The 15,644-nt window shown below is 46.1% G+C and carries 14 protein-coding genes and 2 pseudogenes; 7 read left to right on the top strand and 9 right to left on the bottom strand.

Features of this window, described 5'->3' with window-relative positions:
• Positions 1 to 17: 17 nt before the first annotated feature.
• The 3 genes from smrA to LG381_RS14665 all read right to left on the bottom strand — a co-directional run bounded on the left by smrA (position 18) and on the right by LG381_RS14665 (position 3,303).
• On the bottom strand, positions 18 to 581 hold the full coding sequence (gene smrA / locus LG381_RS14675) for a DNA endonuclease SmrA (protein WP_001046841.1): 564 nt from the start codon (positions 579 to 581) through the stop codon (positions 18 to 20).
• Between the two features lie 173 nt (positions 582 to 754).
• A complete protein-coding gene (locus LG381_RS14670; RefSeq protein WP_225762580.1) occupies positions 755 to 2,266 on the bottom strand; it encodes a DHA2 family efflux MFS transporter permease subunit in 1,512 nt (503 codons plus the stop codon).
• A gap of 8 nt (positions 2,267 to 2,274) precedes the next feature.
• Positions 2,275 to 3,303 (bottom strand): HlyD family secretion protein, encoded by a 1,029-nt coding sequence (locus LG381_RS14665; RefSeq protein ID WP_225762987.1) that lies wholly within the window; start codon positions 3,301 to 3,303, stop codon positions 2,275 to 2,277.
• 96 nt (positions 3,304 to 3,399) lie between these two features.
• Between LG381_RS14665 and LG381_RS14660 the strand changes: the two genes are divergently transcribed.
• Positions 3,400 to 4,215 carry a helix-turn-helix domain-containing protein gene (locus LG381_RS14660; protein ID WP_222679814.1) on the top strand — a complete coding sequence of 272 codons (816 nt, stop codon included), beginning with the start codon at positions 3,400 to 3,402 and terminating at the stop codon, positions 4,213 to 4,215.
• A 172-nt stretch (positions 4,216 to 4,387) separates the two neighbouring features.
• On the opposite strand, the pseudogene LG381_RS14655 reads toward LG381_RS14660, so the two are convergent.
• Positions 4,388 to 4,604 (bottom strand): annotated as a pseudogene (locus tag LG381_RS14655) (LysR family transcriptional regulator); the annotation flags it as partial.
• Here LG381_RS14655 and LG381_RS14650 point away from each other — a divergent pair.
• From LG381_RS14650 to uspE, 4 genes and pseudogenes are all read left to right on the top strand, one after another.
• A pseudogene (locus LG381_RS14650) lies at positions 4,604 to 4,735 on the top strand (hypothetical protein); the annotation flags it as partial. The pseudogenes LG381_RS14655 and LG381_RS14650 sit on opposite strands and share 1 nt — an antisense overlap.
• Before the next feature lie 17 nt (positions 4,736 to 4,752).
• On the top strand, positions 4,753 to 5,268 hold the full coding sequence (ogt, locus tag LG381_RS14645; RefSeq protein WP_000945016.1) for a methylated-DNA--[protein]-cysteine S-methyltransferase: 516 nt from the start codon (positions 4,753 to 4,755) through the stop codon (positions 5,266 to 5,268).
• A 194-nt stretch (positions 5,269 to 5,462) separates the two neighbouring features.
• Positions 5,463 to 6,215 (top strand): fumarate/nitrate reduction transcriptional regulator Fnr, encoded by a 753-nt coding sequence (fnr, locus tag LG381_RS14640; RefSeq protein WP_000611911.1) that lies wholly within the window; start codon positions 5,463 to 5,465, stop codon positions 6,213 to 6,215.
• A 151-nt stretch (positions 6,216 to 6,366) separates the two neighbouring features.
• Entirely contained in the window at positions 6,367 to 7,317 is a 951-nt protein-coding gene (uspE, locus tag LG381_RS14635; protein ID WP_001262134.1) for a universal stress protein UspE, read from the top strand.
• A 49-nt stretch (positions 7,318 to 7,366) separates the two neighbouring features.
• Here uspE and LG381_RS14630 read toward each other — a convergent pair whose 3' ends face one another.
• Positions 7,367 to 7,624 carry a DUF2534 family protein gene (locus tag LG381_RS14630; protein ID WP_000605087.1) on the bottom strand — a complete coding sequence of 86 codons (258 nt, stop codon included), beginning with the start codon at positions 7,622 to 7,624 and terminating at the stop codon, positions 7,367 to 7,369.
• A gap of 243 nt (positions 7,625 to 7,867) precedes the next feature.
• Between LG381_RS14630 and ynaI the strand changes: the two genes are divergently transcribed.
• The gene (gene ynaI / locus LG381_RS14625) at positions 7,868 to 8,899 is read left to right on the top strand and encodes a low conductance mechanosensitive channel YnaI (protein ID WP_000559884.1); all 1,032 of its coding nucleotides are present in this window, start codon (positions 7,868 to 7,870) and stop codon (positions 8,897 to 8,899) included.
• Between the two features lie 57 nt (positions 8,900 to 8,956).
• On the opposite strand, the gene LG381_RS14620 is transcribed toward ynaI, so the two are convergent.
• From LG381_RS14620 to mppA, 3 genes are all read right to left on the bottom strand, one after another.
• Complete coding sequence (locus LG381_RS14620) at positions 8,957 to 10,882, bottom strand: GH25 family lysozyme (protein ID WP_225762579.1); 1,926 nt, start codon at positions 10,880 to 10,882, stop codon at positions 8,957 to 8,959.
• A gap of 3 nt (positions 10,883 to 10,885) precedes the next feature.
• On the bottom strand, positions 10,886 to 11,872 hold the full coding sequence (locus tag LG381_RS14615; RefSeq protein WP_225762578.1) for a GH25 family lysozyme: 987 nt from the start codon (positions 11,870 to 11,872) through the stop codon (positions 10,886 to 10,888).
• A gap of 281 nt (positions 11,873 to 12,153) precedes the next feature.
• Positions 12,154 to 13,767, bottom strand: a complete 1,614-nt coding sequence (gene mppA / locus LG381_RS14610; protein WP_225762577.1) for a murein tripeptide ABC transporter substrate-binding protein MppA — start codon at positions 13,765 to 13,767, stop codon at positions 12,154 to 12,156.
• Positions 13,768 to 13,949: 182 nt separating this feature from the next.
• Here mppA and mpaA point away from each other — a divergent pair, with 182 nt between their 5' ends.
• Complete coding sequence (gene mpaA / locus LG381_RS14605; protein WP_010344731.1) at positions 13,950 to 14,678, top strand: murein tripeptide amidase MpaA; 729 nt, start codon at positions 13,950 to 13,952, stop codon at positions 14,676 to 14,678.
• On the opposite strand, the gene ycjG is transcribed toward mpaA, so the two are convergent.
• Positions 14,653 to 15,618, bottom strand: coding sequence for an L-Ala-D/L-Glu epimerase (gene ycjG / locus LG381_RS14600; protein ID WP_225762576.1), 966 nt, complete (start codon positions 15,616 to 15,618; stop codon positions 14,653 to 14,655). The two genes, mpaA and ycjG, sit on opposite strands and share 26 nt — an antisense overlap.
• Positions 15,619 to 15,644: the final 26 nt, after the last annotated feature.

Raw genomic sequence — 15,644 nt, 5'->3', positions numbered from 1 at the left:
ACGGAAGCGTCCCGTGATCAACGGCTGCGTTTAGCGTGGCGCTCCCAGTTTTCCTGCTTCGCCTGCGCCGTTTTACGGAGTGCGACGTAACACGCCCCGCTGCCGCCATGATGCGGTAGCGCGGTACAATATGCCTGGACATCATCAAATTCAGTCAGCCAGCGCGCCACATAGCTGCGAACAATGTTGGCGTGCGATTTATCGTCCCGCCCTTTGCCATGAATAATCAGCACGTTACGTAAACCATCCGCCAATGCCTGTTGAATAAAAATGAACACCATTTTGCGGCACTCTTCCACCGGCTGACGTAGAAGATTCAGGCTGGCCTGCTGCGGATATTTACCGCTGCGTAACTTATCCAGCACCCCATGTTGCAACCCTTCTCGCCGAAACTCCAGCGGCTGGCTTCGCGGGATGATGTCGAGAAATCCAGTAGTAAGGAAATTATCAAGTTGCAGCGTGTCGATACGCTGCGGCGCACGTTGGTTACGCGTTGGATGCCAGTGGACATCTGTAGCGCGCTTCAGTGGCTGGACATCTTCCATGGCGTCAAGAAACAGCGATTTGTCGTCAAGGTTCATGTAACCTCCTATGCACCTTCACACGTCTGATATTTGCTGCATCGTTCACTTCACAGATTGAAACAATACTTTGCTCCATACCTGCTGGTGTCTGCACAGGCGGGGCATTTTATACTAGCCTGGTGACAGTATCGAACAGTTTAGACCGGGTTTAATTCAGCACAGGCATCCGATCAGGGTGATTTGTTCATCGCAGGAGTCAACATAAATGCGATGAGTAACAGACCACTGATTAGCAGAAAGGTATCCGAAAATGCCATAGTTTGTGCCTCCCGCAACATCAATTGACTCAACAATTTGGTTGAAGCCAGTATTTCCGATGTCTGGTCACTTCCACTGCGATTAAAAAATAAAGCACTTCTGGAAATGAAGTCATTCACCGTATGGGGAACAGAAACCATTTTTTCACCCATTCTCAAAAAATGAAAATTAGTTCGGTTATTGAGAATAGTGCCACACAGGGCAATACCAATCGCGCCCCCAAGATTACGTGTTAAATTAAATACACCTGAGGCTAACTTCAGCCGTTCTTTGGGAATTCTTCCCAGCGTTAATGTTACGATGGGAGCCATCGCAAACTGCTGCGAAATCCCTCTGATGGCCTGTGGAAACAGTAACTCCTGCCATCCCCATTCGTGGGTTATAGGGGTAAAAAGATACATTGAAAACACAAATCCCCCCAGCCCCGCCATCAACAGCCATCGCAGATTTATTTTTTTAGTTAACCAGAAGTAAAAAGGAACAGAAAGTAACTGGAAGATACCTGTTGTGCAAACGGCAAAACCTATCTCTTCGGCATTTAATCCGCGAACCCGCCCCAAAAATACAGGTATTAAATATACAGTAGAGAATACCCCAACTCCTCCAGAAAAAGAAAAAAAACATCCCAGCGTAAAATTTTTATCCTTAAAAGCATGAAGATCCATGATCGGATTGGATATTGTAAGTGTACGCGCAGCAAATAAAATAAAACTCACCAATGCCAGAACTGATGTCAGCAAAATAGTATTGTCATTCAACCATCCCCAGCGCGCTCCTTCTTCAAGGGTATATTCCAGACATCCTAGTGTCAGAGCCAACAGAATAATACCAGGATAATCAGCAACTTTCAGTAAAGAGAGATCAGGTTTATCAAAATTAACCAGAAAAGGAATACTCAAAACTAAATATATGCCCGGTAATATATTGATATAAAATAGCCATCGCCAGTCGAGGTTATCAGTGATCCAGCCCCCCAGAGTTGGCCCTAGCGTCGGTGACAATGAGGCCAGCGCACTGACTACCGCAGCAGCCAACCCCAACTCTTTGCCCTGGTAATAAATAAATGCCGTCGTGAAAACTAAAGGGATCATGGATGCGCCAGCAGCTCCCTGTAAAGCACGAAACAAAATCATGCTCTGAATATTCCATGCAAGACCACAAGCGATACTCATTAAAGTAAATATTCCCGCAGATAGCGTAAAAAGCCAACGAGTGGAAAATACCTGTGACAGCCACCCAGAGAGCGGAATAATAATAATCTCAGCAATTAAATAGCTGGTCTGAAGCCAGGCCATTTCGTCTTTACCTGCGGACAGACCACCACCTATTTCATTTAGGGATGACGAAACAATTTGAATATCAAGCTGAGCAATAAATAACCCAATACACATACTGGCGAAGGCAATATGTTTACGCATAGCCATCCCCATCATCATTTTTCATCAATACTAACAGTGACTGACAACCCCGGACGAAGGAGTTGCTTTAATTCTGTTGGCCTGTCAAAGGCAATCCGTACCGGAACACGCTGGACAATTTTGGTAAAATTTCCGGTGGCATTTTCTATCGGGATCAAACTGAAACTGGCACCTGTCGCTGGGGCGAGACTCTCAACATAGCCCTTGAACACTTTCCCTTTGAGCACATCTGCGCGGATCTCAGCCTTCATTCCAGGCTTCATTCCCGCTATTTGGTTTTCTTTAAAATTTGCATCAACCCACAACTCACTGACTGGTACTAGTGAAACTAACGATGTGCCGCCCTCCACCCAACTGCCTGTATGGGCGCTGCGGTTTGCAACAATGCCATCAATCGGCGCACGAACAAGGGTATATTCCAGATCCAGTAGTGCCTGAGTCAGAGCGGCCTGAACTTCTTCGATACTCGCACGTGCATTTTCTTCCTGAGCAGATAAAACCGCCAGCCGTTGCTTCTCCACCAGGAAATCGTTCGCGGCTTTGCGCTCCTTTGCTGCGGCCTGCTGGTAGTCAAACCTGGCGTTATCAATAATTTGTTGCGATATTGCCGCTGATTGTGCGAGTTTTTCATAACGTTCAGTATCTCGCAGGCGCTTTTGCGCCTCATGTTTTACTGCCTGCCATGTTTCACTGGCACTTTGAATTATCGACTGCTGCATCGCAATAGTGGCTTGAATACTTTCGAGATTGGCTTTGCTACTTTTTATTTTTGCCTCAAGCCTGGCGACATTTGCACGATAATCCCGATCATCGAGACGCAGGATAATATCGCCTTTTTTTACGCTCTGATTATCGCGCACCTCTATAGCAGAAATATAACCAGAAACTTTACTTGCCACCGTGGTGATATTACCGCCAATGTAAGCATCATCCGTCGTCTGTATAAATCTTCCTTTGCTTACCCACCAGATAAAAAAGACAACGCCAGCCAAAAGAATACCGATCGCAACCACCCCAATAAGCTGTTTTTTAGAAATTATCATCACTCTTTACACCGTATATATCCGGAAACTTGCATACGTCATATTTAAAATTTAACATGGCTTATTTGATGATTTCTGACAAAATACCTACTGTAAATGACAATCACACTGCAACCCAAAGCATCACCAGGGCATCACATTATCGGACTGGATTCGGAACATCTGAATGGAGGCACAGTTCCCTGGCATAAACATCTCTATGCCCAGTTGCTTTACCCGGCTGAAGGCGTCGTTCGTGTATGGGCTGGAGAAAGCGTCTGGCTAGTCCATGCCAGCAGCGCGCTTTGGCTGCCTCCACAAATGCCGCATAAGTTTGTTGCGACGGGCAACGTACTTTTAAAAACCGTACTGGTTTCAGAAGCGGAAAGTGAAACGCTGGGAAAAGTTTGCTTCATGACCGGTATTTCACCCCTGTTAAGGGAATTACTAATTGCAATTAACCAACTTCCGCCGTCGCAAAATACCACAGATAAACAACAGTTACGTTTTTCAGCCCTCGAGACACTGATACTTCAGGAAATAAAAATGGGGGTGAAAATGTTACTTGAACTCCCCTGGCCAAATGATGAGCGGCTACAGCAGCTTTGTGAGAATTTGCTAAACAACCAAGGGTATCTGCCAACACTGGATAATCTGGCGGATAAAATTAACGTCAGTAGCCGTACACTCATGCGCTTATTTGTTAAAGAAACGGGATTAACATTTCGCCACTGGGTTCAGCAAATGCACGTTATTTCTGCAGTAACGCTTCTTGATGATGGATATTCGTTGGCCAAAATTGCCCATCGTCTGGGCTATGCCTCAGCCGAATCGTTCGGCAATATGTTTAAGCGTCGAACGGGTTACTCGCCCGGTAAATTTACCAGTCGATTAGCGATGCATGATTATGCAATCACGAGACGAATGATTTAACTTATATTTTCGTGAAATCTGTCACTGAAGAAAATTGGCAACGGATGGGCAAAACCGTTATAACACTGTCACCGGTCACGAGGAACCCAGGCCGGATTTAAGACGCGGATGCACTGATGTGTGTACTGTAGAGTCTGGCGGATGTCGACAGGCTCTATTTTTTTATTCATTTTTAGCTCTGTAAATAACCACATTCTCGCCGGGATTGGGTGATGAATGACGAGATCAGTGGTGCCTGGCGGCTATCACGCTGCTGAATCAAATAACAGGTCGCCTTCGGTAAAATTTCGCTGACTGGAATTATTCCAGCCTCGATCCATGTGAAGGATTGCCCTCATTTCTTCAGGCTGAAAAATCAAAAAATCGCTTTATGCTACCAGACTGCGACAAACCAGACGCGAAACCAGCTACTTACTCTTTGTTAGTCTTAATCTTTTTGGTGGTATGGCTGCTAATGTTGCTGGCGTGGTATCTTATCGGTCTGCCTATTGGTTCGGGGATTTACCCACGTTTGTCTTAAGCCTTAAGAGAGAACGGATGCTGAGATTACTTGAAGAAAAAATTGCCACGCCACTGGGACCGCTGTGGGTGATCTGCGATGAACAATTTCGTCTGCGGGCGGTTGAATGGGAAGAGTACAGCGAACGCATGGTGCAGCTGCTGGACATCCATTATCGCAAAGAAGGTTATAAGCGCATTTCTGCCACCAACCCAGGTGGTTTAAGCGACAAGCTTCGTGACTATTTCGCCGGGAATCTTAGCATTATTGATACGCTTCCTACCGCCACGGGAGGCACGCCATTTCAGCGCGAAGTCTGGAAGGCACTGCGCACTATCCCCTGCGGGCAGGTAATGCATTACGGTCAACTGGCTGAATATCTGGGTCGACCAGGTGCAGCGCGTGCCGTTGGCGCAGCAAATGGCTCTAATCCGATCAGCATCGTCGTCCCTTGCCACCGGGTTATTGGACGAAACGGCACGATGACAGGATATGCAGGCGGAGTGCAGCGAAAAGAGTGGTTATTGCGCCATGAAGGCTATCTGCTACTGTAAACCTTAAACAATTTGTGCCGATTTTTTCACAGTTTTATGTAAAGTTACCCTTAACAATTTAAAGCTTTTCAAAGGGATAGACATAAATTTACATCTATTATCGGAATTCTCCGCTGTTAAGGTTTGCTTAGACTTACTTGCTCCCTAAAAAGATGTTAAAATTGACAAATATCAATTACGGCTTGAGCAGACCTATGATCCCGGAAAAGCGAATTATACGGCGCATTCAGTCTGGCGGTTGTGCTATCCATTGCCAGGATTGCAGCATCAGTCAGCTTTGCATCCCGTTCACACTCAACGAACATGAGCTTGATCAGCTTGATAATATCATCGAGCGAAAGAAGCCTATTCAGAAAGGCCAGACGCTGTTTAAGGCTGGTGATGAACTTAAATCGCTTTATGCCATCCGCTCCGGTACGATTAAAAGTTATACCATCACAGAGCAAGGCGACGAGCAAATCACTGGCTTCCATTTAGCAGGCGATCTGGTAGGTTTTGACGCTATTGGTAGCGGTCATCACCCGAGTTTCGCCCAGGCGCTGGAAACCTCAATGGTATGTGAAATCCCGTTCGAAACCCTGGACGATCTGTCTGGTAAAATGCCGAATCTGCGTCAGCAGATGATGCGTCTGATGAGCGGTGAAATCAAAGGCGATCAGGACATGATCCTGCTGTTGTCGAAGAAAAATGCAGAAGAACGCCTGGCTGCTTTTATCTACAACCTGTCCCGTCGTTTTGCCCAACGCGGCTTCTCCCCTCGTGAATTCCGCCTGACGATGACTCGTGGCGATATCGGTAACTATCTTGGCCTGACGGTAGAAACCATCAGTCGTCTGCTGGGTCGTTTCCAGAAAAGCGGCATGTTGGCGGTCAAAGGTAAATACATCACCATCGAAAATAACGATGCGCTGGCTCAGCTTGCTGGTCATACGCGCAACGTTGCCTGATTTTTCCGCATAATCGACTATCCTTCTGTCATATCATTAAATTTTTCTGATTTATTGATCTGGCAGAAGGTTCATCACTGTTTCATTCACCAGATATGGGTTAATCTTTTAATTACAAACTGCGTTGACAGTTGTTGTAAGGAGACCCTGTATGGCTATGTATCAGAACATGCTCGTTGTTATCGATCCTAACCAGGACGATCAACCGGCATTACGGCGAGCTGTTTATTTACATCAACGGATTGGTGGCAAAATTAAAGCCTTTTTGCCGATTTATGACTTCTCATACGAAATGACTACCCTGCTCTCCCCGGACGAGCGTACCGCTATGCGTCAGGGCGTCATCAGCCAGCGTACTGCCTGGATCCATGAGCAGGCAAAGTATTATCTCAACGCTGGCGTCCCGATTGAAATTAAAGTGGTATGGCATAACCGTCCTTTCGAAGCCATCATTCAGGAAGTAGTTAGCAGTGGGCACGATCTGGTGCTAAAAATGGCGCACCAACATGACCGTCTGGAAGCGGTTATTTTCACCCCTACCGACTGGCACCTGTTACGCAAATGCCCAAGCCCGGTGTGGATGGTGAAAGACCAGCCGTGGCCGGAAGGTGGTAAGGCGCTGGTAGCGGTGAATCTCGCCAGTGAAGAGCCATATCATAATGCGCTCAATGAAAAACTGGTGAAAGAAACGATCGAGCTGGCGGAACAGGTAAATCACACCGAAGTCCATCTGGTTGGCGCCTACCCCGTAACACCTATCAATATTGCCATTGAACTGCCGGAATTTGATCCAAGTGTTTATAACGATGCCATTCGTGGACAACATTTGCTGGCGATGAAAGCCCTGCGGCAGAAATTCGGCATTAATGAAAACATGACGCACGTTGAAAAAGGTCTGCCAGAAGAAGTAATTCCAGATCTGGCCGAACATTTGCAGGCAGGGATTGTCGTTCTTGGCACTGTGGGACGCACCGGTATCTCTGCGGCATTCCTTGGTAATACGGCTGAACAGGTGATTGATCATCTCCGCTGCGATTTGCTGGTGATTAAACCTGACCAGTACCAGACGCCTGTAGAACTGGATGACGAAGAAGACGATTAATTGTTTATCAATTAATTGCAAGGCCCGATATCTCGGGCCTTTCTTTTATTTACTTCTCATCACCACCGAGGAAATAAATTCCCAGCGGGATTGCCAGCAATACAGTAAAGACCAGACTATAAACAAGAATCATCGATGACTGAATCACATACATTGATGTCGTCCAGTCAGAAAGCGGAATATTATATTGTTCGATAACACCGCCGATAGTCGCGCGAGTCACAACTGACGCCGCAATAATGAAAACCGCCAACAGACCAAAGAGAAACTTCTTCCCCTTTGCTGACTTCAGCTTCGCCATGATCATGATGTAATCCTTATGCAGATAAACCCTTTGTTACTTGTGTGTAACAATATCATGACATTTCCTCGTTGTCTGCCCCGAAAGCACGAGATTGTTGTCGTTCAAATCATCAACCCATTGATAAATTCGCTAATGTTGCTACTTCCTTCCCTGTCTATTGATGATATGAATGAATTATCGCGATAAAATACCCCCGCCAGGGGTTTCCGGCATGACATCAATTATCTGGAGGAGCCTGATAAAACAATGATCGCTGAACTGTTTACAAATAATGCGCTTAATCTGGTCATTATTTTCGGTAGCTGCGCAGCATTGATTCTGATGAGCTTTTGGTTTCGTCGTGGAAATCGTAAAAGAAAAGGATTCTTATTCCATGCGGTTCAATTTTTGATCTACACCATAATTATCAGTGCTGTCGGCAGCATCATTAATTATGTTATTGAAAATTACAAACTCAAATTTATCACCCCAGGCGTTATCGATTTTATCTGTACGTCACTGATTGCGCTTATTCTGACGGTTAAGTTATTTCTCCTGATTAATCAGTTTGAAAGGCAACAGATAAAAAAAGGTCGAGATATCACCAGCGCGCGGATTATGTCGCGCATCATCAAAATCAGCATTATCGTGGTGATTGTTCTGCTTTATGGCGAACATTTCGGCATGAGCCTTTCTGGCTTGTTGACCTTTGGTGGTATTGGTGGTCTGGCTGTCGGTATGGCCGGTAAAGATATTCTGAGTAACTTCTTTTCCGGGATTATGCTCTATTTCGATCGCCCCTTTAGTATTGGCGACTGGATCCGTTCACCGGACAGGAATATCGAAGGCACAGTAGCAGAAATTGGCTGGCGTATTACAAAAATCACCACCTTTGATAATCGCCCACTGTACGTACCAAACTCGCTTTTTTCGTCCATTAGCGTAGAAAACCCGGGGCGAATGACCAACCGGCGTATTACTACTACCATTGGTTTACGTTATGAAGATGCCGCAAAAGTTGGGGCTATTGTCGAAGCCGTACGTGAGATGCTGAAAAATCACCCTGCTATCGACCAGCGACAAACCTTACTGGTTTATTTCAACCAGTTTGCCGATTCGTCATTAAATATTATGGTCTATTGCTTTACCAAGACCACGGTCTGGGCCGAATGGCTGGCCGCCCAGCAGGATGTTTATTTGAAGATTATCGATATTGTGCAGTCGCACGGCGCGGATTTTGCGTTCCCCAGCCAGACGCTGTATATGGATAATATTACACCTCCCGAACAGCTTAAATAAAACTCAACAAAACCGGATGACGATAATAATATTCGACATCCGGTTTTATTTATTACCTCAATTTACCGCAGCCAGAGCGACATTATTCTCACCCGCTTTAAACTGGGCATACTGTTCTTCAGTACCAAAGAATACTTCTGACTCTGTGCTGTGACCAATGCCCGGCACCTTTTCGTTTCCTGAATATTGCCAAAGTGTCCAGGGATTACGCCCCTCAAGCTTCACACCAGCTTGTCCCCAATACCCCATCCACACCATATACTGGTCGAACCGACTGTCCATGAAATGGGACAAATTATTATGATTGCCATAAAATATTGGTATTTTATGGTAATTTTTATATATCAGGGCAGCAAAACGTAAAATATCATTCCGTGCATTCACCATTCCCGATTTTTTAAAACAAGCCAGTTGGGTTGTATCTTCACCTTCTGGATTCACCAGTAAAATACCGGGAGGCAACATTTTCGGGTCTTCAGGCAGCAGGCTTTTTGCTGTTTCCAGTTGCGCCTCAGGAGTGCGGCAAAAATCAAATTTAAAATAGCCTCCGCGATCAAATTTTGAATCTGCTAATTGCTTCCAGTGAGCCTTAAACGACGAGTCTGGCCCTCTCCAGCCAACCACTCTCACGTAGACAAAACGCGCAGGTGATTTCTCCTGAAACAATTTCCAGTCGATTTCGCCATCGTTAGACGAGATATCATGGCCACTGATCGGGTAAATATCCGGTGTTTTGAAGATACGGATATCAGGTCGGTTGGGAATTGCACTTACGGGGCCATAAGGAATTTCAATAGGTATTATATCTTTGTTCTTTGGTTCATCTGGCGCAGTAGGCGGTTCTTTAATAGAATATGCTGTCTTATCAACATTCGTAAATTCATCTGCATTCCCGGCTGATAATTGTGTTTTTTTATCCAGATGACTGACCGCAGGATCGTTAATAAAGAAGAATCCACCCGGTCCGGCTGGGTTTTCTGTTGCTCCTATCCAGGCATCACTAAGATGTATTCCTTTCCCTTCCTCGTCCAGTTTTTCATTTATTTTTATATATTGGTCGTTCACATAGATAAACAAACTTAATGTTCGGGTAATGCCCGCGTAGTATTCCTTTTTACCATCAATTTTTACCATATACGATTTCCCGAAGCGTTCGTCGGCAACGCCATCAGCAACTCCTTTTATAAGGGTATCAAAAAATACACTGCCTTTATCTTTTTCCAGGGAATAAACTTCTGTTTTATCATCACCAGCGGCTATCGCATACGCACCTGGTTTACTATACGCGTTTGAATTCCCTGCACCATCTGTCATGCCAAAAAGACCTGAACCAAAACAAGCATTGACTAAAGTCAAAATATGGAAATAACGCTTTGCCAGAATGTTGAGTTGAGCATTCAAAGCTGGCATTTCATACATACCTTTTGAACCATCGATATCTGTAGCATTACTCAAAACAAATGCCGGTGCCTTATCAGAATTACCATTTTGAGTGCCAAAACGCCCATGACCTGAATAAGCAATTAACAAGCGAGCTTTCTTATCAAACATCATCCCTCTGGCAGGGAGATATTCTTTCAGAAAATAATTAATGTTATCCAGTGACGCATCCTGATCTTTCAGTAAAATAACCTCATCAAACTTTTGCCCATTAATAAGAAAATCAGCCATTCTTTGACCGTCTACTGCAGCTGCTGGAATATCTGCATGTAACAGTGGATATTTTGAAATTGAAATAATCAGCCCAATCGCGCGGGTTTTCGCTGCATCCTGATCTGGTATTTTTAACGCATCACTGATTCGGATATCCAGTTTACCAGGAGCCTCAGGCCCATAATGGATAAAAAAACGACAATACTCATCAGGAACCATTGCACCATTTTTACAAATATCATCTGCACGTACATCTGATATTCCCTGTGATATTCCGGCAATGAATAGCCCCAGAACTGATATACATAAAGTAAGCCATCGTCTGTTCATAAGTTAAAATTCCTGCACGCCCAAAGTGGTATAAAATTCAGCAATTGGACCTTTATAAATACTGGCATCAAACTTCTTACTCGATCCTAAATTAAGCTGTGCTGCGTCGGTGAACTGCCAGATCGCCCATTTTGTCTGGTTGATTGAACGCGGGGTTTCACTGGCCTGAGCCTGATTAGAGTAATCAGCCAGCCACAGTTTGTGATCTGCAACCTGGGCAAAACTATTTTCCCCACCAACGGCATCTTTCCACCAGGCTCGCGCAGTGTAGATAACCGGTTTACGCCCTAAATCGGCTTCGACCTGTGCGGTAAACGCCTTGATCATCGTTATAATTTCAGCAGGTTTACGCTTTTGCCAACGATCCTTACCCGTTGATGAGTCCACATCCCACTCCACATCCACCGCCGGTGGCATATCCGTTGCGCGTAATCCCCCGTTAGCTTTAATAATTTTAACAAACGTCATCGCCTGCTTACGTCCCCATATTTCAGCGTCGTCTGCCGGTGTACCGCTGGAAAGAAAATGATATGCTCCACGGTGTAATTTTACCCCCCGTTCCGTATCCCCGGCCCGTTGCCAGAAACCGGAAAATTCGGGATCGACATAACGCGTTCCTTGACTGGACTTCATATACAGAAACACAGACTTATTTTTTGCCAACAGTTCGATTGGAAAATTCTTACCGTTATGATGGCTGATATCCACTCCAAATAAAGAACTTGGTCGCGGTTGATTTAATACCGAGTCATAAGAGACATCAGTCGGAAATTTAAAGTATTTTTTTACTGCGAACGTGTCATATTCCATTTCACGGGAAAGATCTGATCCCAGGATTTTTACAAATAACTCCTGTCGTGAGAGATCATGAGTTAAGTTTTCCAGTCCCAGAGATGCGGCATCGGGAAGCGGCTCTGCGGCCAGACTAAAAGATGAATGGTACGAGAGGAGTAGAGAGATAACTAACGAAATAGCAGAGGCTTTTTTCATTTTACCACCCCATTTTTAGCTGTGTGTTTATTTTCAAATGAAGATGTTTTACAAGTGATGAAATGCATTCACGTTGTAAAAAAAGTAAAGCACAGCTTATATTTGGAGTATGTAATACAGCAGATAAATAAAATTTATGATTAGAGTTTGTGCTTAATATAACCTGGAAATTTCACAGACTTATCTTGAGAGCAATTTTTATAGGGTAAATTTTAAAAAGAGAGGTATTTTATTGGGGTTGTGAAATCTGGCGCAACTTTTTGCGCCAGATGAGAACATAATCAATGTTTTACAATATACATAGTCCGGCTATAAGCCACATCTTCCGGGTTATTAATGGGATAACCTTTCAGCCACGGCCTGATTAGCCGTCCATTGGTATATTGATAAATTGGCGCAATCGGTGCTTGCTCCATGAGGATTTTCTCTGCCGTGTTGTAATCGGCGTTGCGTGCTTTGACGGTGTTTTCAGTCGATGCCTGAGTCAGCACTTTGTCGTATGCCGGATTGTTAAAGCGGGAAATATTTCCTGAGTGCGTTGACGTTAACAGCGTCAGGAAGGTTGATGGTTCATTATAATCCCCAACCCACGAGGCGCGGATAACATCAAAATTGCCGGTATTACGGCTGTCGATATAGGTTTTCCATTCCTGATTTTGCAGTTTGACATCTACGCCAAGATTCTTTTTCCACATCGACGCCACAGCGATGGCAATTTTCTGGTGATTTTCCGAAGTGTTATATAACAGTGTAAGTTTTAACGGCTTCTGTGGACCATACCCGGCGGCGCTCAACAATGTTTTCGCCTGGGCATTCAGTTCTTCCTGACTCATTTGTTCAAACGGCGAAGGTTCTGGCGTAAATCCGGCAGTAACATCTGGCGTGAAATGCCATGCTGGTTTTTCACCTGTACCCAGCACTTTTTCCGTCATCAGGCGGCGATCAATCGTCATACTTAATGCCAGACGCACTCGTTGATCTGCCGTCGGCCCTTTTTGCGTGTTAAATGCATAATAATACGTCCCAAGCTGTGGCGGCGTGTAAACCTGCCCAGGAATATCCCTCAACAGTTTCTGGTACATATTTTTCGGGAAGGATTCAGTGATATCAATATCGCCTGCGAGATAACGCTTAGTGGCTGCGGATTCCTGATTAATTGGCAGGAAGGTCACTTTTTGCAGCACCGTTTTGGCGTTATCCCAATAATGGGTATTCGGCACCACGACCAGTTTTTCATTAACTACGCGCTCTTTAAGAACATAAGCGCCATTGCCGATCAGATTTCCGGGTTTCGTCCACTCTTTACTACTTTCTACGTTGGCTTTTTGCACCGGGAAGAAGGCAAAGTTAGCGGTTAAATTCACAAACCACGGCAATGGTTTATCAAGCTGAATTTTCAAAGTATGGGCATCAACTGCGGTGACGCCAAGCTGGTCAGGCGTGGCTTTACCATCAATAATCGCTTGTGCGTTGTTGATTCCCGCCAGCGCGGCAAACCATGCAAATGGCGACAATGTTTTGGGATCCACCAGACGTTGCCAGCTATAGACAAAATCTTGCGCCGTTACCGGTGTGCCATCCGCCCATTTTGCGTTATCGCGCAGGGTAAAAGTCCAGATACGATTGTCATTACTTTTCCACTGCGTGGCGACACCAGGCACTATCTCCCCTTTCTCGTTTTGATTCACCAGACCTTCAAACAAATCGCGAATGACCTGAATCTCCGGCAGGCCCACTGCTTTGGCGGGATCTAACGACGCAGGCTCATCTTTAATGTGGCGCACCAGCTCCTGCTTCTCTGCCAGTACTGTGCCGCTCGGAACTTCTGCAGCATACGACAGGGAAATGCTGCTGACCAACAGCGCACAACACGTGACTGAAACAGAGTGCTTCATAAGTTACCCTCAAACCTGCGTTAATAATGATGCGTAATTATTTGTTTCTCCTTGAAGAAATGCAAATAACTTCCGGCAAAAAAGTGATAAAGGATCGATAACATATCGTTGTCGAAAAGGATTTGATAATCCGCAAAATTTGCACAACACTGCCTGTAATACTTCTTATATTCGAGACGATTATGACCGTGACCCGCCCGCGCGCCGAACGGGGCGCTTTTCCGCCAGGAACCGAACATTACGGACGTTCATTATTAGGTGCGCCGTTGATCTGGTTTCCGGCTTCTGCCGCCAGCAGCGAAAGTGGTTTAATCCTGGCTGGCACCCACGGCGACGAAAATTCTTCCGTCGTCACCCTCTCCTGCGCATTACGCACGTTAACACCGTCTCTGCGCCGCCATCATGTCGTGCTGTGTGTGAATCCTGACGGTTGCCAGCTTGGTCTGCGGGCTAATGCCAATGGTGTGGATCTAAACAGAAACTTTCCGGCGGCGAACTGGAAGGAAGGTGAAACGGTGTACCGCTGGAACAGTGCCGCCGAAGAGCGCGACGTGGTCTTGCTGACCGGCGATAAACCCGGCTCCGAACCTGAAACTCAGGCTTTGTGCCAGCTCATTCATCGTATCCACCCCGCCTGGATTGTCTCTTTTCACGATCCGCTGGCTTGTATTGAAGATCCCCGACACAGTGAATTAGGTGAGTGGCTGGCTCAGGCATTTGAATTGCCGCTGGTGACCAGCGTCGGATACGAAACCCCCGGCTCCTTCGGCAGTTGGTGTGCGGATCTGAACCTGCACTGTATTACCGCCGAGTTTCCGCCCATCTCCTCCGATGAAGCCAGTGAAAAGTATCTCTTTGCAATGGCGAATTTACTGCGCTGGCATCCTAAAGATGCAATTCGCCGGTCGTAAACTGTAGCGCCGGCTCCACATCCACCGCCAGCCAGGTCGGTCCATCAAGATCGGCAAAACTGACCTGCGGCACCAGCGGTAAAGCGGCGCTAATAGCACGAGAGGTACACAACATGCAGCCCAGCATCAGACTAAAACCTTGTGCACGCGCTTCGGTCGCCAATGCCAGGGCTTCGGTCAGCCCCCCCGTTTTATCGAGTTTGATATTAACCATCTCATAGCGCCCTTTCAGCGCCTTCAGATTGCTACGGGTATGACAACTTTCATCAGCGCAAATGGGTAACGGATGAATAAAATTCTCCAGCGCCGCATCGTCCTGTGCGGGAAGCGGTTGTTCCAGCATCGCGATGCCTAAGTCAGCCAGCAACTGACATCGCGCTGCCAATCCTTCTGCGCGCCAGGATTCATTCGCATCAACAATCAACGTCGCATCGGGTACAGCCGAGCGAATTGCCACCATCCGCTCGCTAATAAGATGGTTATCCAGTTTCACTTTCAGCAATTTCGCCCCTGCTTGCCATAGTGCCGCAGCACTGCTGGCCATTTGATCAGGCGTACCGATGACAACCGTCTGTGCAGTGGTAATGGTGTCGGGAAGCGTTATACCGATAAATTCAGCCAGCGTCTGCTGCTGTTTACGTGCACAGAGAGCCCACAATGCACAATCCAGCGCATTACGCGCCGCGCCCGCTGGCAGTATTTTTTGCAGTTCTTCACGTGTCAGCCCTTTTTCCAGTTGCGGCACAACACTCATAATTTGCGCCATTACTGAAGCGTCACTTTCACCATAGCGCGGATAGGGAGTGCATTCCCCAGCACCTTTAACACCATCTTCTTCCAGTTCAACAACCACCACGCGCGCTTCACTGCGGCTGCCACGAGCAATTACAAACGGGGTATGTAACGGCCAGGCTTCCTCAAATACCTTTACGGTTCTCATCTTTACTCCTTGTTGCCGCGATGGAC

The organism is Escherichia sp. Marseille-Q3837 (assembly GCF_916618735.1).
GTDB classification, from domain to species: domain Bacteria; phylum Pseudomonadota; class Gammaproteobacteria; order Enterobacterales; family Enterobacteriaceae; genus Escherichia; species Escherichia ruysiae.
The sequence above is the reverse complement of the archived record's forward strand: the minus strand, read 5'-3'. Positions and strand labels throughout refer to the sequence as shown.